This window comes from Anaerobranca gottschalkii DSM 13577 (assembly GCF_900111575.1).
GTDB lineage: Bacteria > Bacillota > Proteinivoracia > Proteinivoracales > Proteinivoracaceae > Anaerobranca > Anaerobranca gottschalkii.
On the sequence record NZ_FOIF01000040.1, the window covers coordinates 1 to 16,332 of the forward strand.

Below are 16,332 nucleotides of genomic sequence, written 5' to 3' on the forward strand. Positions count from 1 at the left end.
TGGCAGTGCTGGGTAGCCAAGTTTGGACGGGATAAGCGCTGAAAGCATCTAAGCGCGAAACCCACCTCAAGATAAGACTTCCCATTCCGTTAAGGAAGTAAGACCCCAGGAAGAATACCTGGTAGATAGGCTAGGAGTGTAAGGGCAGTAATGTCTTAAGCGGACTAGTACTAATCGGTCGAGGACTTGACCAAAAGCTCACTTTTAAGTTTTGTGTGTTTTGTTAATCTAGTGACAATAGCGAGGAGGATACACCGGTTCCCATTCCGAACACCAGAGTTAAGCTCCTCAGCGCCGATGGTACTTGGGGTTACCCCCTGGGAGAGTAGGTCATCGCTAGGTAAGATAAGAACCACTTCAATCAACATGAAGTGGTTCTTTTGTATTATTCTTATTCTTTGTCTTTAAAAAAGAGGAATTAGCTTATTTGTGTGGAATAATATTACAATAATAATTTTTTGAGGAGATGTTTATGGTAGCCAGTTTATATTCTATAAAAGTGAATTGTCTAAATTGTAATAATCAATTTGATACATTAAAACCCAGGTCTAAGTTTTGTATAGTATTAAATAAAGATACGGATTTTTGTAATCACTATAAAGATTATATAAATCCTTACTTTTATGAAGTATATGTTTGTCCCCAGTGTGGATTTGCTTTTACTGAAAGTTTTACCGAAAAGTTAAAAGAAGATGTTAAAAGGGAGTTTTATGAAAAAGTAGCTTCTAAATGGTATAAGAGGTACCAATATTCCTTTGCCAGAAGTTTAGGGACAGCTATAGAAGCTTATAAATTAGCTTTATTAACGGCAAATATAGTAAAGGAAAAAGATTGGGTTATAGCTGGTTTAGCTTTAAGATTAGGTTGGTTTTATCGATATAGAAAAAATCTAGAAGATGAGATCAAATTTTTAACTATTGCCAGAGATTATTATTTAAAAGCATATAATGAAGATGGGCTACGGGGTTATGAAAATCCTGAAATTACAGTTTTATACCTTATAGGTGAACTGAGTGCAAGGATTGGCGATAATCAAACTGCCTTAAAGTTTTTAGCTAAGGTAACGGAACATGAGTCAAGGGAATTTCATAAGGCAATAGTTAATCAAGCAAGGGATAGATGGTACTCAATAAAAGAACTTAAAAGGGCAAAATAAAGGGAATTTTTCACTTTATTTTGCTTTATTTATTTTTACGGTATATAATTTTATTATGAAAAAAATATTAATTAGTAGTTGTCTATTAGGTGCTTGTACTAAGTATGATGGAGGGCATAATAGAAATGAACAAATTTTAAAAAAACTAGTAAATATTGAGGTTTTCAGTTTATGCCCTGAAGTTTTAGGGGGGCTTCCTACTCCTAGACCACCTGCTGAGATAATTGGGGGTGATGGATTTTCTGTCTTAAAAGGAAATTGTAAGGTGGTTAATAACTTAGGGGAAGACGTAACGGAAAACTTTATTAAAGGAGCAAAAGAAACCTTGAGAATATGTTTAGATAAAGATTGCCAAATAGCAATTCTAAAAGGCAATAGCCCTTCTTGCAGTAACAAGTTTATTTATGATGGTACGTTTCAAGGGAATAAAGTATTAGGTTTAGGGGTAACTGCTGCTTTATTAGTAGAAAATAACATCAAAGTTTTTTCAGAGGAGGATGATTTAAGTGGATTATTCTAAAGAAATTAAGGAAAGGGTAGAGTTTATTAGAGATTATGTACATAAAGCTGGAGGGAAAGGTGTAGTATTGGGAGTAAGTGGAGGTAAAGATAGTGCTGTAGTAGCTGCTTTAGCCAAAAAAGCTTTTCCCCAAACATCCTTTGGAGTAATTATGCCTTGTCATAGCTTACAAAAAGATATCGAACACGGGAAATTATTATGTGAATCGATAGGATTAGAATATACCATTGTCGACTTAACAGAAGCCTATGAAACTTTATTAAAAAATATCCCTGTTGGTATTACTGATATTTCTAAAGCCAATATTAAACCTAGGTTAAGGATGACTACACTATACGCTATTGCTCAATCCCAAAATGCTTTAGTTTTAGGTACAGGAAATAGAACTGAAATAACTTTAGGTTATTTTACAAAACATGGAGATGGAGCTTGTGATATAAATCCCATTTCAGATTTAACAGTGGGGCAAGTCTTTGATATGGCTAGAGAATTAAATATTCCTAAAGAAATTATTGAAAAACCACCATCTGCTGGTCTTTGGGAAGGTCAGACAGATGAAGGGGAATTGGGACTAAAATATGCCGATGTGGATAATTATCTGTTAACAGGACAAGGTTCTCAAGAGTTAATAGAAAGGGTTAAGTATTTAAATAGAGTTACTGAACATAAAAGAAAGGGATACGCTCAATTTAGAGATTATAGAACATTATAAAGTCCTTCAATTTTTCTCTCCTTTATGCTAAAATATTAACAGGTTTTTTGAAAGGAGAGAGTTTAATATGGCTGGTCATTCCAAATGGGCTAATATAAAACATAGAAAAAGTAGAGTTGATGCTCAAAGGGGAAAAATTTTTACGAAAATTGCCAAAGAAATTATGGTAGCTGTAAAGCAAGGAGGGCCTGACCCTGATGGAAACTTTAAACTAAGATTGGCTATCCAAAAAGCTCGTCTAAATAATATGCCTAATGATAATATTCAAAGGGCAATACAAAGGGGTCTAGGTGATCTCGATGGATCAAATTACGAAGAAATTATATATGAAGGTTATGGTCCTGGAGGTGCTGCTTTATTATTAGAAATCCTCACTGATAACCGGAATAGGACAGCTCCAGAAATCCGCCATATATTAAGTAAACATGGTGGAAGTTTAGGGGAATCTGGTTGTGTTGCTTGGATGTTCCAAAGACGAGGTTTACTAGTAATAGAGAAGACAAATGAAATAGATGAAGATGAATTTATTTTAGCGGCATTAGATGCTGGAGCTTTAGACGTAAAGGTAGAAGAAGATAGTTTAGAGGTTATAACTGAACCTAGTACTTTTGAAGAAGTGAAACAAGCCTTAAACAACTTAGGTTATACCTTTGTTGTAGAAGAAGTGACAATGATTCCTCAAACTACCATTTCATTAGAAGGAAATGAAAAGGAAACTATGGAGAAACTAATAGAAATCCTAGAAGACCATAATGATATCCAAAATGTTTATACTAACTATGAAAGATAAATTTATAGATTAGATGTATAAATTGACACCCTGCGGGTATAATACCCGACAGGGTGATTTATATGTCGAGAAAAGATTATAATATAAGGATTAAAAAACTTAAAAGGTTACGTAGATTATACTGGTTAGTTGGAGTACTATCAAGTGCTTTAACTTTAGCAATTATGGTTTTCTTTTTATTGATATTTTTAAACAATAATTCCACTAAACCTACAGCCCAAGAACCTGAAACTGTTACATCTATCACTGAAAATACTTTAGTCATTGTAGAAGAAATATGTACTTTTTGTCTTAGTAAAAATGAAAATCAGCAGTTAATTTCCCAAATAAAATCCCAAGGTTCAATGACACAACCTGCTTTAAAATTTTACCTAAAAGGTTTAGGATATGATGAAGATGTTATTAAAATATTTTCATCAGATAAAGTTTTAATAACATTATCAAAGGAAAAATGTGAGGTTTGTCTTGATGAAAGTATTTACATGGTTATAAGTGATACTGAGGGAATCCTTTTTTATAAAGGAAATCCATTAATTGCTGAAAAGTTACCTGAAAGTATTAATGAAAAAGTAATAATTATGGATCCTAGTATGGAAAAGAAATTAAAAGAAGGTATAAGATTAGAAGATTATAACTTATATATGGGAATTTTCCGTGGCACAGTGTTAGGGGTATATGCTAACAAACCTAGTGAAATAAAACCACCATTGTTTATTTTCCCTAATTTAGTTGTTAAAGCAGATTTAATTTATCTGTTAAATGAAGAACCGCCTTTTAATACAATGGAAAAAATGTTAGATTTAATTGAGTCCTATACCCGATAGTAAAATAGGGAGATTGCTTTTGTTTACAAACTAAGGGAGATTTATCTTAAAAAAGGGATAAATCTCCCTTTTTTCTTGCGGGAAACATAAGTTTGGTATAGAATAAATGGAGAGGTGATTTAAATGAGAATAATGGGGATCGACCCTGGTTTAGCTATAGTTGGTTTTGGAATTATCGATATAGATGGTAGAAAAGTTAAAGTAGTAGATTATGGTACGGTACAAACTGACAGTTCCTTAAGTTATACCGATAGATTACTTTGTGTAGGGAATTCACTGGAAAAAATATTAAAAATTTATCAGCCCGATGCTGTAGCAATAGAAGAATTGTTTTTTAATAAGAACTCGAAAACAGCCTTTGCCATCAGTCAAGTTAGGGGAGTTATTATTTACACTGTATTAAAAAAGAAAATTCCCCTTTTTGAATATACTCCTTTACAAGTTAAGCAAGGAGTTGTAGGATATGGAAGGGCTACTAAAAATCAAGTACAGTTAATGGTTAAAACCCTCTTAAACTTAAAGGAGATTCCCAAACCCGATGATGCTGCAGACGGATTGGCCGTTGCTTTATGCCATAAGAATTTTTTAAACTTAAACAGTATAACTTTACAGGGAGTGATTAAATGATAGCCTTTGTTCGAGGTACTTTATTAGAAATAGAAGGAGATAGTGTTGTTATAGATTGTGGAGGGTTGGGGTACCGAATATATACCCCTACAACGACAATAAGTCAACAAATAGGGGATGAATTATTATTACATACCTATCAATTAGTTAGGGAAGATGATATCTCTTTATATGGTTTTGTAGATAAACAACAACTTAATATATTTAAAAAATGTATTTCTGTTTCAGGAATTGGTCCTAAAAGTGCTTTAGGTATTTTAAATGGACTTAAAATTGACCAAATTTATCATGGTATTCACAGAGAAGATTATAGCATTTTTACTAAAATATCCGGTATTGGTAAAAAGACAGCCCAACGTTTAGTATTAGAATTAAAGGATAAAATTAAAATTGAATTAGAAAATCTTCAAAACCTAGAAACTATAAAAAATGTAGGAGATGATAATAAATTCAACAACCTGCTATTAGATCAAGTAATAGATGCATTACTAAGTTTAGGATATAAACGAAAAGAAGTAGAAGATTCCGTAAAAAGGGTAATCACTTCAGGAGAAAGGGATATTAGTGTTATAATTAAAGAAGTACTTAAAGAAAAAGGTTTAGGGAGGTAAAGAATTTGGAAGGAAGGATTGTTTCAGCCAATATCCAACGGGAAGATATAGATAATAATACAGAACTATCCCTAAGACCTAAAGGATTAGCAGAATATATAGGTCAAAACAAAGTTAAGGAAAATTTAGCTATATTTATTCAAGCAGCTAAGGCTAGGAAAGAAGCTTTAGATCATGTTTTGCTGTACGGTCCCCCTGGTTTAGGGAAAACCACATTGGCTAATATCATTGCAAATGAAATGGGAGCAGGATTTAAGGTTACTTCAGGGCCAACCATTGAAAGGGCAGGGGATTTAGCGGCAATTCTCTCTAGTTTACAGCCCTATGATATACTCTTTATCGATGAAATTCATCGCTTAAATAGGGCAGTAGAAGAGGTGTTATACCCTGCCATGGAAGATTTTGCCTTAGATATTATGTTAGGTAAAGGGCCAGGAGCCCAATCAGTTAGAATTGAAATACCACCTTTTACTTTAGTGGGAGCAACTACTAGGGCAGGATCTTTATCATCTCCTTTAAGGGATAGATTTGGAGTAGTAAGTAAATTAGAATTTTATGATGAAGAACAGCTCAAGGAAATTGTGTTAAGGGCTAGTAAAATTTTAGGTGTACAAATCACCGATGATGGGGCTGGGGAAATAGCAAGGCGTTCAAGGGGAACCCCAAGAATAGCTAATAGAATCTTAAAAAGAGTTCGGGATTTTGCTCAAGTTAAAGGAGAAGGTGTTATTGATCTTAAAACAGCAAAGGAAGGCTTGAATTTATTGGAGATTGATGAATTAGGCCTTGATAAAACCGATAGAATTATTATTGATACTATTATCGAATGTTTTGGAGGAGGACCTGTAGGGGTAGAAAGTTTAGCTGCTACTATTAGTGAGGAAGTTAATACTATAGAAGACGTTTACGAACCTTTTTTACTTCAAATAGGTTTGATTAGTCGAACTCCAAGGGGTAGAATAGTAACAGCAAAAGGATATCAACACTTAGGGAAACTCCATAAATATAAACTTGAGGGTGGTGCCGATGAATAGTGGGAAATACCTTATCATTATAGGTGGTATAATTTTATTGTTAGGTATTTACCTTTATTTTGGGGGAAAACTTCCGCCTTTATTTAGATTGCCAGGAGATATTGTTTATAAAGGGGAAAACACTACTATTTTTATTCCAATAACAACTATGATTATAATTTCTTTGATATTAAATTTAATTCTAAAGATATTCAAATAATTTTATCCTATATATTATTAAGTAAAATTTTATGCAGGATTAAAGGAAATTATGTCGAATTTATTGAAGGATAGATGAAATACAGCAATAGAAAGAGGTAATATTATGGAATTAAAGGATTTTGATTTCTATTTACCAGAACATTTGATAGCACAACAGCCAACTAAAAAGCGGGATGAGTCCCGCCTGTTAGTCCTTTATAAAAAAGAGAAAAAAATAGAACACAAAAAATTTTTTCAGTGTATAGACTATTTAAATCCAGAAGATTTATTGATTTTTAATGATACAAAAGTATTACCGGCGAGACTGTTTGGGCAAAAAGAATCAGGAGCAAAGGTTGAAGTAATGCTATTAAATGAAGTGGGTCAAGGTAAATGGGAATGCTTAGCAAAGCCAGGGAAAAAGCTAAAGGTTGGGAGTAAAGTGGTGTTTCCCCTTGGTTTAGAAGGGGTAGTTGAAGGTGATACGGATTTTGGAGGGAAAAGAATCCAGTTTAATAAACATAGTGGAGAGTTTCTAGAAACTATTGATAAAATTGGGGAATTACCTTTACCACCATATATAAAGGAAAAACCAGAAGATTATAACCGTTATCAAACGGTTTATGCAAAAAAAGAGGGCGCTGTTGCTGCACCTACTGCAGGTCTTCACTTCACTGAAGAGCTTTTGAATAAAATTAGGGAAAAAGGAATACAAACGGCCTTTGTCACTTTACATGTAGGATTGGGAACTTTCCGACCTGTTCAAGTTGATAATATTTTAGAACACAAAATGCATAGTGAATTTTATTCACTCCCTCAGGAAACAGTTGAGGCCATAGAAAGATGTAAAAAAAATAATGGTAGAGTTATAGCAGTTGGTACAACAGTTGTAAGAACCTTAGAAACTGTAGGGAGTACTGAAGAAAAACTTAAAGCCAAGTCTGGGTGGACTGATATCTTTATCTATCCGGGATATAATTTTAAAGTAGTAGATGGATTGTTTACTAATTTTCATCTACCAAAAAGTACTTTAATTATGTTAGTCAGTGCTTTTGCGGGTAGAGAGACTACTTTATGGGCTTATGAACAAGCAGTGAAGGAAGGATATAGATTTTTTAGCTTTGGAGATAGTATGCTAATCATTTAATAGGAGGCGTTATAAGTGGCAGTAAAATATACATTATTAAAACAATGTCCAGATACAGGAGCTAGAGCAGGAATTCTTCATACACCCCATGGAGATATTGAAACACCTATATTTATGCCAGTAGGAACTTTAGCAACAGTAAAGACTATGGAACCTAAAGATTTAAAAGAAATAGGTGCTCAAATTATTTTAAGCAATACATACCATTTATACTTAAGACCTGGGCATCAATTAGTAGAAAAAGCCGGTGGTCTCCATAAATTTATGAACTGGGATAGACCTATCCTTACTGATAGTGGAGGTTTTCAGGTATTTAGCTTAGGGGATTTAAGGAAAATATCTGAAGAAGGGGTGGAATTTAGATCCCATCTAGACGGTTCTAAACATTTTTTTACCCCTGAAAAAGTAATGGAAATCCAAAATGCCTTAGGTTCTGATATAATTATGGCCTTTGATGAGTGTATACCTTACCCTGCTACCTATGAATATGCAAAGAATTCTTTGGAGAGAACTACAAGATGGCTAAAACGCTGTATCGCAGCCCATAAAAATCCCCACAGTCAAGCTTTATTTGGGATTATTCAAGGTGGGATGTATTTAGACTTAAGGACTCAAAGTGCTGAAGAAATATTAGCCCTTGATTTACCTGGCTATGCTGTAGGGGGGTTAAGTGTAGGAGAACCTAAAGAAGAGATGTATAAAGTTTTAGAACACACAGTACCTATGATGCCTAAGGATAAGCCCCGTTATTTAATGGGAGTAGGTTCTGACGATGCACTTCTTGAAGGGGTATATAGGGGTATAGATATGTTTGACTGTGTTTTACCAACTAGAATTGCTAGAAATGGTACTGCTATGACTAGCCATGGACGGGTAGTAGTGAGAAATGCAGCGTACAGTGAAGATTTTACTCCATTAGATCATAATTGTGATTGTTATGTTTGTCAAAACTTTACTAGGGCATATATCAGACATTTAGTAAAATGTAATGAAATTTTAGGATTAAAGTTAATTTCTTATCATAATCTCTACTATTTGTTAGATTTTATGAGGAAAATCCGTCAAAGTATTTTAGATGGAACCTTTCCTCAGTATTATAAAGAAAAAATAAAACTTATAAATGAAGGGAGAGAAAAACAATGCAAGGATTATTAGAAACATTAATAGGCTTTTCTCCATTAATCTTAGTCTTTGTGTTTTTCTGGTTTTTCTTAATTAGACCACAGAAAAAACAACAAGAACAACGACAAAAGATGTTAAATGAATTAAAAAAAGGTGATAAGATTATCACCATTGGTGGTATTTATGGGACAATTACAGAAATCAATGATAATAAGATAACAATTAGAATAGCAGATAAAGTTGAAGTTAAAGCAGAAAAATATGCAGTAGATAAAGTTCTTTAAGCATATTTCCCCTCTTTTATCATAAGTTTTATTAGATAAAAAAGAGGGGTGTTAAAAATGGCGAAATTTCGTAGATCGCGAAAAAAGAAAAACTATAAACCAGAAGGGAATGCTGGTATTAAAAGCTATCTTTTTGGTGTCGGTACCAGTATCTTAGTGACCTTTGTGTTGCTACTTGTATGGGCTTTAGTCTTATCAGTATCAACAATACCAGAAAGTAGTGGTGAGATTTTTGGTATATTTACTATAATTCTCAGTGTTTTTTCTGGTGGTTTTGTTTGTGCTATGAAACAGGGGAAAAATGGTTGGCTAAGTGGTGGTATTGTAGGCCTTATCTACTTTTTTGTAGTAATAATTATTATATCTAGCATTCCTTCCTTAAGTTTATCTTTATTTTCTTTAGTAAATCTCCTTCTTTCCTTTATAATAGGGGGAATAGGAGGAACCTTAGCTCTAAATTTGTAAAATTAGTAATAATTTCATGAAAAAAATGAAATAATAATTCTTTAATGGTGTTATAATAAAAATGCAAGATAAAAAAATCTTGCAAAGGAGGATTTTATGGCTAAAAGAAAGCACCTTATACCTGAAGCATCCAGTGTAATGGAACGTTTCAAGTATGAAACAGCAGAAGAGCTAGGTTTAGCCGATAAAGTCCGTAAAGTTGGTTGGAAAAACATGACATCTCGGGAATGTGGAATGGTTGGTGGCATGATGGTTAAAAAAATGATTGCTGCCATGGAAAAATTAAATGAAGAGAGATAGTCATGGAACCAGAAAAGAGGCTCATTTGAGCCTCTTTAAATTTTACCTATTTTAGTTGTTTCTTTAAATAAGGAGATATGTCGAGTATCATTGATACTATCATTTTTTATATGCATTTTATACCATAGGGCTAAAATATATATTGTCCAGAGTTTTCGACCGTAATCAGCTTTACCCTTTTGATGAATCTTAAATAATCTTTCAATATAATCAAGATTTATATATTTCCCAATACCACTAAGTTTAATAGTTTTTAATACTTCTTGCCCTTGTTTATCCCTTAAAAATTTAGCTATTGGAACAGGGAAACCTAACTTTTTCCTATTAACAATAAAATCTGGGACTATATCAGCTAAAGCTTCCCTTAAAATAGCTTTAGTTTGTGTTGGAGTTATGGAATATTCAGTGGGAATTTGACTGGCAACTTTAAAAACTTCAATATCTAAAAATGGAACCCTTAACTCTAAAGAATTTGCCATAGACATTTTGTCACCCTTTGTTAATATATCTCCTGGTAACCAAGTATAAATATCAATTATTTGCATCTGTTTTACAGGGTCTAAGTCTTTATAATCTTCATAAATATCTTTAACTAATTCAAAGGGGCCTTTATATGCTAAGTTTTTATTTACTAAAATATCTTTTACTTCATCGGTAAAGATTTTAGCATTTCCTAAAAATCTATGGGTTAAAGGAGTTGTTCCCCTTAACAAATAATTTTTACCATAAAAGTTAGGAAGGGGTTTAATTATTTTATTTAAGCCCTTTTTTAAACTATCAGGTAAAATTTCAAATCTTTTTAATGCTAAAGGTTCTTGGTAAATTCCATAACCAGCAAATAGCTCATCAGCACCTTCACCGGATAACACAACTTTTACTTTAGTAGATGCTAATTTAGAGACTAAGTAAAGGGCAATAGCAGAAGGATCAGCTACTGGTTCATCAATAAAGTGAATGAAATCAGGAATACTATTAAAATATTCTTCTTCTTTAATTACCCATTTATGGTGGATAGAATTTAAAAATTCAGCTGTTTGGGAAGAATAGATACACTCATTATTAGGTCCTTCAAAGCCTACAGAAAATGTATTAATCCGTCTAAATTTGCTCATTAAGCAAGCAATAGCGGTAGAATCAATACCTGATGATAAAAAACAACCTATTGGAACATCGCTTTGCATATGAACAGAAACAGAATCCAATAAAATTTCCTTAATTTCTTCTTTATATTCCTCTTTAGGTTTATCAACAGGATTAAATTGGGGTTTCCAGTATCTTTCAATTTTAACACCCTTTTTATTAATGATCATTAAATGACCAGGTAGAAGTTTTAAAATATTTTTGACCATTGTTTTTTCAAAGGGAACATATTGATAAGTTAAGTAATATGCTAAACTTTCCCCATCTAGCTCCCGAGAAGGAATAATGTCTAAGAGACTCTTTAATTCAGAAGAACAAGCAAATTTTTCTTCATCTACATAGTAATACAATGGTTTAATACCAAAGAAGTCCCTACCAACCAAAAACTCTTCTTTACTGCTATCATATAATATAAAGGCGAACATTCCCCTTAAGTGATGTACTAAATCTTTACCATATTCTTCATACAAGTGAATAATTGTCTCTGCATCCCCTTTTGTAGAAAAAACATGACCTTTTTTTATCAGTTTTTGTCTTAACTCTTTAAAGTTATAGATTTCTCCGTTACACAATAACTTTATTTTACCATTTTCGCTATATAAAGGTTGGTTAGCACCTTCAATATCGATAATTGACAAACGACGAAAACCTAAAGCAACCCCCTTATCTACATAAAAGCCATCACTATCTGGTCCACGATGAATCATTTTTTCTGCCATTTTCCTAATTAGATTATTTATATCGCCTGTTTGTTGATTAAAATAATATAATCCGTTTATGCCACACATTTTATTTCCCCCTTAAATTTAACTAGTCAATTTTATTCTTAAATTGTCCTTAAAATGAATTATTGCCCAAAATCTTTAAATAATAAGTTACCTAATAAACTTTTTTCATCACTTTAGTTTATTCATTAAATAAGAAAAAGCCACTATAACTTCATATATTCCCAATAAAAAGTTTAGGGAATAAGTCTAGCTGTCAGTGGGAATGATAAGAAGATATAGTGGGTAATATTAAAATATAAAGATCCCTATAACACCGAAACCAATTAACAACAGTACAGGGTGTTTTTTTGTAAAATGAAATATTAAAAATGCTCCTAAACAGATGGCCAAATTGTAAAATTGTAGAATTTCTACTCCAGTAGCCATTTTATAGGTTGCATATCCAATAAGGGCAATAACACCTGATACAATTCCCTTTAAAGCACCCTTTATTTGTGGTAGATGCTTAGTTTTATTGATAATATAGGCTAAAATAACCATAGCGATAAATGATGGTGTGACAACTCCTAAAGTAGCCACTATCGAACCTAAAACTCCAGCTGTTTTATAACCAATATAAGTTGCGGAGTTAATGGCAATAGGGCCTGGGGTCATTTCAGCCACTGCAATAATATCTAAAAACTCATTAGTTGTCAACCATCCTTGTATACCAATTATCTCCTTTTGAATTAAGGGAATCATGGCATATCCCCCACCGAAACTAATAATTCCAATTTTAAAAAAGGATAAGAAAATCTCTAATAACAGCACAGTTACTCACCCCTTACTTTTACAATATTTTTACTTAAAAATATTCCGCCGTAAAGGGCAGAGAATAAAATAATAAAAGCGGGATGAGTGGAAAAAAATATAAGGGATAAAGCTGAAAGGAAAAATAAAAACCAACTATGAATACCCTCTAACTTTTTAAACATATTAATTGTCACAGAAATTAATAATCCTACAACAGCTGGTCGTATACCAGCAAAAAATCCTTGCCCTACTGGATGGTAAACTACAAATTGTAAAAGGGTAGCAATGGCTAAGATAATTAAAAAAGAAGGTGTAACAACTCCTAAGGTTGCTGCAATACTCCCAGGTATTCCATGAATTTTATAACCTAAATAAATTGCAGTATTAATTGCAACGGCCCCTGGACCTGATTGACTAACACCTAAAACTTCTAAAAACTCTTTTTCATCCACCCAACCTCGGTGTTCAACTACCTCCCTTTGAATAACGGGGAGCATGGCATATCCTCCGCCAAAAGTAAAAGAACCTACTTTAAAAAAAGAAAAAAATAGTTGAAAAAGCAATTTTAGTCAACCCCTCACAAATTTAACCTTAAACTTTCTTATTCTATTTTATCTATTAATAAGTGAAACTTCAATTAAAAAAATATTAAATATAGTTAATAGTTAATTGCCTAACAAACCAATATTGTGGTATAATTAGGAATGTTGAAGGAGGATGAGACTGATGAAACATATTATAACAATTAACAAAGTTATAGAAAGAGTAGAAATTGGATGCGGAGAGTGTCAAACTTCTTGTCAATCAGCGTGTAAAACTAGCTGTACTGTAGGTAATCAAGTATGCGAAAAAGTAGCCAATTAGGCTGCTTTCTTTCTTTAAGATAAAATATAATATTAGGAGTTGAAAGGAATTGAAGCTACAAAATTATTATAAGTTTAGTAGAAAAGGTATTAACATTTTAATAGATATACCTTCTGGAGCTGTTCATGTAATAGATAAAATAACCGATGAAATCATAAATCAGTTAGAAAAAGGGGTAAAAGCCGAAGAATTAGTAAATGTTTTAAAAGATTATCCTCAACATGAAGTGAAGGGAGCTTTAAAGGAATTACAAGAATTAGTGGAGAAAAATTGTTTATTTACTGAGGATAAAGGAGTAGAAATAACTAAACCCAATGCTAATATAGTCAAAGCCCTATGCTTACATGTTGCCCACGATTGTAACATGAGGTGTAAATATTGTTTTGCTTCCAGTGGTCATTTTGGGGGACAAAGGACTTTGATGGATATAGAAATAGCCAAAAAAGCAGTGGACTTTATTTTGGAAAAATCTGGTCCTAGAAAAAATTGTGAGATTGACTTTTTCGGTGGAGAGCCATTGATGAATTTTCCCCTAATCAAAGAGGTGATTACTTATGCTAGGGAGAGGGAAAAGGAGTATAATAAACATATTAGATTTACATTAACTACCAATGGGTTGGCCCTCACTAAAGAAGTTCAGGATTTTGTTAATGAACATGGACTTAGTACTGTATTAAGTTTAGATGGTAGAAAAGAAGTCAATGACAATATGAGAAAAACTGTTCAAGGAGAAGGAACTTACGAACATATCATAGAGAAGTATAGAGAATTTATCCAAAGTAGAAATAATAGAAATTATTATGTTAGGGGAACATATACCGCTGAGAATCTTGATTTTGCCGAAGATGTTAAACACATTGTTGATCAAGGTTTTTCAGAAGTTTCCGTAGAGCCGGTGGTAGTTACTGAGGATAAAGGATATGCTTTGACCTTCCAACATTTAGATAAATTGAAGGAAGAATATTGGAAGTTGACAGATATCTATTTAGAGTACTATGAAAAGGGGAAACCTTTCAATTTTTTCCATTTTAATATTAACATTGATGGTGGACCTTGTGCCGCCAAAAGGGTAAGTGGCTGTGGAGCTGGAGTGGAATATTTAGCTATAGATCCCCAAGGGGATATTTATCCTTGTCATCAGTTTGTAGGTAATAAAGAGTTTATCATGGGGAATTTAAATACCATCTTTACCGGAGATAAGATTAAAGAAACCTTCCTTCAAAGTTCACTCTTTGAAAAAGAAGATTGCAAACAATGTTGGGCCCGTTATTACTGCGGTGGTGGTTGCCACGCCAATGCCTATTTATATAACAAAGATCTAAAGAAACCTTACAAACTAGGTTGTGAGTTACAAAAAATAAGAACAGAATGTAGTTTATATATTGAAGCAGTTAAAGCGATAAATAAAATCTTGAAATAATTGGATATCCGGAGTATAATATAAATTATGAAAATATAAAAATTTTTTTGTGAAAATTATATTCTCATGAGGGGGAGAAAAAAAGTGGGGAAAAATATAAAGACTAAAAAGAGTAGACATGAGAAGGTTAAAAAGGTTGTTAAAAATAAAAAAAGTAAGTTTAGTTTTACTGATTATATAGCTGTTTCTATTTTCGCAATAATTATAGCAGTTATAGTAGGAAGTATAGGTTATTACTATGCAATTTATCTTCCTCATAGTAGAAGTACTGTGAGTGAGAGGGCTAAGGAATTTACTGAACTATATTTTACTGTTGATTACTTAGATGAAGATTTTTCCTTTGAACCTTTGTATGAATATTTAACTGTGGAGAGAAGAAGGATATTACAACAAGACCAAAATAGAATATTAAATAATAGAAAAATACAGGAATTACAAATGGAAATTCACCAAATAGAGACGGAAACTTTAGAGATCTCTTGGGATAGTGCAAAAGTAAAGGTTATATTTCAATATACTGAAAGGAAAATTGATCAAGAACCTGAAACAAATTGGGGAATTGTCTATTATCATTTTAGAAAAGTAGGAGACCAGTGGTTGATAGAGAGATATTATCCAGGGGAAAAAGAAGAAATAGATAATATTAATGCCCAAAGGTAAACTTTTGGGCACTTTTTCTTATCTACAATTATATTGATGGGCTGTTTTTAAGTAGTTGGCAGCAGACTTTTTAATATTTTCCCTTTCTTCAGGGGTAGTTTCTCTTACCATTTTTCCAGGTACTCCAACTATTAAAGAATTTTTTTCGTAAACTTTACCCGGTGCCACTAGGGAACCGGCACCGACGATGGAACCTTCTTTGATGACAGCATAATCTAAGACTGTGGAGCCCATGCCTATCAAAGTATCACTCTCTATAGTACAGGCATGGAGTATAGCTTTGTGTCCTACTGTTACCCCTTCACCAACAATTAAAGGGCGGTCAGTATCGGCATGTAGAATACAACCATCTTGAATATTAGTATTTTTACCAATAATAATTTTATTAGAATCTCCTCTGATAACAACATAGGGCCAAATACTAACACCTTCTTCAATTTCTACATCCCCGATAATTACAGCGGTTTCGTGGATATATGTATTAGGGTGAATTTTAGGTTTAATGCCTTTGTATTCTTGAATCAAATTAATCTACCTCCTTACCATTATTTTACCTTTACCCTTTAGTTTAAGCAAGGTATTTGAGGGAAATTGTGAAAAATTAGTGTTAATTAAAAGGAATTAAAAAAGAAATATAGAAAAATATATAATTGAGGAAATTGCATAATTAAGTTTTTATATTTATCAAAAAAAGAGCATAGAAAATCTAACTCATTATAAATGAGATTTTAAAAAAGGTTAAATTTTGTTATCTAGAACAACATCCTCCATTCTCTATAATATTTTTAAATTTTTATCGTTAAGCAGCTTTGCTAGCAGATACACCTATATTCAATGCAATAGTTCCTGCAACTAAGGCTATACAGTTAAGCAATGCATGAACTTTAGCCTTCTTTATACCTTTAGATCTGAGATTATCTAAATTTAGATATTTTTTTAGCCTGCTATTACATCTT

21 protein-coding genes and 2 rRNA genes are annotated in these 16,332 nt (G+C 32.6%); 19 read left to right on the forward strand and 4 right to left on the reverse strand.

What is annotated here, in order from left to right:
* From BMX60_RS08895 to BMX60_RS08970, 16 genes are all read left to right on the forward strand, one after another.
* Nucleotides 1-194: ribosomal RNA gene (locus BMX60_RS08895) — 23S ribosomal RNA — on the forward strand; the annotation flags it as partial.
* Nucleotides 195-227: 33 nt separating this feature from the next.
* Nucleotides 228-342 (forward strand): 5S ribosomal RNA (gene rrf, locus BMX60_RS08900).
* Between the two features lie 130 nt (nucleotides 343-472).
* Nucleotides 473-1,156 (forward strand): DUF2225 domain-containing protein, encoded by a 684-nt coding sequence (locus BMX60_RS08905; protein WP_177159758.1) that lies wholly within the window; start codon nucleotides 473-475, stop codon nucleotides 1,154-1,156.
* A 55-nt stretch (nucleotides 1,157-1,211) separates the two neighbouring features.
* Nucleotides 1,212-1,676, forward strand: a complete 465-nt coding sequence (locus tag BMX60_RS08910; protein WP_091351137.1) for a 2-thiouracil desulfurase family protein — start codon at nucleotides 1,212-1,214, stop codon at nucleotides 1,674-1,676.
* On the forward strand, nucleotides 1,663-2,388 hold the full coding sequence (gene nadE, locus BMX60_RS08915) for an NAD(+) synthase (RefSeq protein ID WP_091351138.1): 726 nt from the start codon (nucleotides 1,663-1,665) through the stop codon (nucleotides 2,386-2,388). Before BMX60_RS08910 ends, nadE begins: the two co-directional genes overlap by 14 nt.
* Nucleotides 2,389-2,455: 67 nt before the next feature.
* Nucleotides 2,456-3,178 (forward strand): YebC/PmpR family DNA-binding transcriptional regulator, encoded by a 723-nt coding sequence (locus tag BMX60_RS08920; RefSeq protein WP_091351139.1) that lies wholly within the window; start codon nucleotides 2,456-2,458, stop codon nucleotides 3,176-3,178.
* Nucleotides 3,179-3,240: 62 nt separating this feature from the next.
* The gene (locus tag BMX60_RS08925) at nucleotides 3,241-4,002 is read left to right on the forward strand and encodes a hypothetical protein (RefSeq protein WP_091351140.1); all 762 of its coding nucleotides are present in this window, start codon (nucleotides 3,241-3,243) and stop codon (nucleotides 4,000-4,002) included.
* Nucleotides 4,003-4,125: 123 nt separating this feature from the next.
* Nucleotides 4,126-4,629, forward strand: coding sequence for a crossover junction endodeoxyribonuclease RuvC (ruvC, locus tag BMX60_RS08930; protein WP_091351141.1), 504 nt, complete (start codon nucleotides 4,126-4,128; stop codon nucleotides 4,627-4,629).
* A complete protein-coding gene (ruvA, locus tag BMX60_RS08935; RefSeq protein ID WP_091351142.1) occupies nucleotides 4,626-5,240 on the forward strand; it encodes a Holliday junction branch migration protein RuvA in 615 nt (204 codons plus the stop codon). Before ruvC ends, ruvA begins: the two co-directional genes overlap by 4 nt.
* A 5-nt stretch (nucleotides 5,241-5,245) precedes the next feature.
* Nucleotides 5,246-6,274 (forward strand): Holliday junction branch migration DNA helicase RuvB, encoded by a 1,029-nt coding sequence (ruvB, locus tag BMX60_RS08940; protein ID WP_091351143.1) that lies wholly within the window; start codon nucleotides 5,246-5,248, stop codon nucleotides 6,272-6,274.
* Nucleotides 6,267-6,473, forward strand: a complete 207-nt coding sequence (locus BMX60_RS08945) for a DUF2905 domain-containing protein (protein WP_091351144.1) — start codon at nucleotides 6,267-6,269, stop codon at nucleotides 6,471-6,473. Before ruvB ends, BMX60_RS08945 begins: the two co-directional genes overlap by 8 nt.
* 105 nt (nucleotides 6,474-6,578) lie before the next feature.
* Entirely contained in the window at nucleotides 6,579-7,601 is a 1,023-nt protein-coding gene (gene queA / locus BMX60_RS08950; protein WP_091351145.1) for a tRNA preQ1(34) S-adenosylmethionine ribosyltransferase-isomerase QueA, read from the forward strand.
* A 15-nt stretch (nucleotides 7,602-7,616) separates the two neighbouring features.
* Nucleotides 7,617-8,756 (forward strand): tRNA guanosine(34) transglycosylase Tgt, encoded by a 1,140-nt coding sequence (gene tgt / locus BMX60_RS08955; protein ID WP_091351146.1) that lies wholly within the window; start codon nucleotides 7,617-7,619, stop codon nucleotides 8,754-8,756.
* Entirely contained in the window at nucleotides 8,741-9,007 is a 267-nt protein-coding gene (gene yajC / locus BMX60_RS08960) for a preprotein translocase subunit YajC (protein ID WP_091351147.1), read from the forward strand. Before tgt ends, yajC begins: the two co-directional genes overlap by 16 nt.
* Before the next feature lie 57 nt (nucleotides 9,008-9,064).
* Entirely contained in the window at nucleotides 9,065-9,472 is a 408-nt protein-coding gene (locus tag BMX60_RS08965) for a TIGR04086 family membrane protein (protein ID WP_091351148.1), read from the forward strand.
* A 96-nt stretch (nucleotides 9,473-9,568) separates the two neighbouring features.
* Nucleotides 9,569-9,772 (forward strand): alpha/beta-type small acid-soluble spore protein, encoded by a 204-nt coding sequence (locus BMX60_RS08970; RefSeq protein ID WP_091351149.1) that lies wholly within the window; start codon nucleotides 9,569-9,571, stop codon nucleotides 9,770-9,772.
* 35 nt (nucleotides 9,773-9,807) lie between these two features.
* On the opposite strand, the gene asnB is transcribed toward BMX60_RS08970, so the two are convergent.
* From asnB to BMX60_RS08985, 3 genes are all read right to left on the reverse strand, one after another.
* Nucleotides 9,808-11,700, reverse strand: a complete 1,893-nt coding sequence (asnB, locus tag BMX60_RS08975; protein ID WP_091351150.1) for an asparagine synthase (glutamine-hydrolyzing) — start codon at nucleotides 11,698-11,700, stop codon at nucleotides 9,808-9,810.
* Nucleotides 11,701-11,928: 228 nt separating this feature from the next.
* Nucleotides 11,929-12,450, reverse strand: a complete 522-nt coding sequence (locus BMX60_RS08980; RefSeq protein ID WP_091351151.1) for a chromate transporter — start codon at nucleotides 12,448-12,450, stop codon at nucleotides 11,929-11,931.
* A 2-nt stretch (nucleotides 12,451-12,452) separates the two neighbouring features.
* Nucleotides 12,453-12,995: a chromate transporter gene (locus tag BMX60_RS08985; RefSeq protein WP_091351152.1), complete on the reverse strand. Its 543-nt coding sequence runs from the start codon at nucleotides 12,993-12,995 to the stop codon at nucleotides 12,453-12,455.
* Between the two features lie 163 nt (nucleotides 12,996-13,158).
* On the opposite strand from BMX60_RS08985, the gene scfA reads away from it, so the two are divergent.
* The 3 genes from scfA to BMX60_RS09000 all read left to right on the forward strand — a co-directional run bounded on the left by scfA (nucleotide 13,159) and on the right by BMX60_RS09000 (nucleotide 15,376).
* Nucleotides 13,159-13,296 (forward strand): six-cysteine ranthipeptide SCIFF, encoded by a 138-nt coding sequence (gene scfA / locus BMX60_RS08990; RefSeq protein ID WP_091351153.1) that lies wholly within the window; start codon nucleotides 13,159-13,161, stop codon nucleotides 13,294-13,296.
* A gap of 49 nt (nucleotides 13,297-13,345) precedes the next feature.
* Nucleotides 13,346-14,716: a thioether cross-link-forming SCIFF peptide maturase gene (scfB, locus tag BMX60_RS08995; RefSeq protein ID WP_091351154.1), complete on the forward strand. Its 1,371-nt coding sequence runs from the start codon at nucleotides 13,346-13,348 to the stop codon at nucleotides 14,714-14,716.
* Nucleotides 14,717-14,800: 84 nt separating this feature from the next.
* Nucleotides 14,801-15,376 (forward strand): hypothetical protein, encoded by a 576-nt coding sequence (locus tag BMX60_RS09000; RefSeq protein ID WP_091351155.1) that lies wholly within the window; start codon nucleotides 14,801-14,803, stop codon nucleotides 15,374-15,376.
* A gap of 18 nt (nucleotides 15,377-15,394) precedes the next feature.
* On the opposite strand, the gene BMX60_RS09005 is transcribed toward BMX60_RS09000, so the two are convergent.
* On the reverse strand, nucleotides 15,395-15,901 hold the full coding sequence (locus tag BMX60_RS09005) for a gamma carbonic anhydrase family protein (RefSeq protein WP_207648429.1): 507 nt from the start codon (nucleotides 15,899-15,901) through the stop codon (nucleotides 15,395-15,397).
* Nucleotides 15,902-16,332: the final 431 nt, after the last annotated feature.

Excerpts from the sequence above, each read along its gene's own strand:
- ruvC (WP_091351141.1), top strand. The coding sequence starts at position 4,126 with ATGAGAATAATGGGGATCGACCCTGGTTTAGCTATAGTTGGTTTTGGA.
- BMX60_RS08910 (WP_091351137.1), top strand. The coding sequence starts at position 1,212 with ATGAAAAAAATATTAATTAGTAGTTGTCTATTAGGTGCTTGTACTAAG.
- BMX60_RS08905 (WP_177159758.1), top strand. The coding sequence starts at position 473 with ATGGTAGCCAGTTTATATTCTATAAAAGTGAATTGTCTAAATTGTAAT.
- BMX60_RS08925 (WP_091351140.1), top strand. The coding sequence starts at position 3,241 with ATGTCGAGAAAAGATTATAATATAAGGATTAAAAAACTTAAAAGGTTA.
- BMX60_RS08965 (WP_091351148.1), top strand. The coding sequence starts at position 9,065 with ATGGCGAAATTTCGTAGATCGCGAAAAAAGAAAAACTATAAACCAGAA.
- BMX60_RS08970 (WP_091351149.1), top strand. The coding sequence starts at position 9,569 with ATGGCTAAAAGAAAGCACCTTATACCTGAAGCATCCAGTGTAATGGAA.
- BMX60_RS08920 (WP_091351139.1), top strand. The coding sequence starts at position 2,456 with ATGGCTGGTCATTCCAAATGGGCTAATATAAAACATAGAAAAAGTAGA.
- asnB (WP_091351150.1), bottom strand. The coding sequence starts at position 11,700 with ATGTGTGGCATAAACGGATTATATTATTTTAATCAACAAACAGGCGAT.
- queA (WP_091351145.1), top strand. The coding sequence starts at position 6,579 with ATGGAATTAAAGGATTTTGATTTCTATTTACCAGAACATTTGATAGCA.
- ruvA (WP_091351142.1), top strand. The coding sequence starts at position 4,626 with ATGATAGCCTTTGTTCGAGGTACTTTATTAGAAATAGAAGGAGATAGT.
- BMX60_RS08945 (WP_091351144.1), top strand. The coding sequence starts at position 6,267 with ATGAATAGTGGGAAATACCTTATCATTATAGGTGGTATAATTTTATTG.
- yajC (WP_091351147.1), top strand. The coding sequence starts at position 8,741 with ATGCAAGGATTATTAGAAACATTAATAGGCTTTTCTCCATTAATCTTA.
- scfA (WP_091351153.1), top strand. The coding sequence starts at position 13,159 with ATGAAACATATTATAACAATTAACAAAGTTATAGAAAGAGTAGAAATT.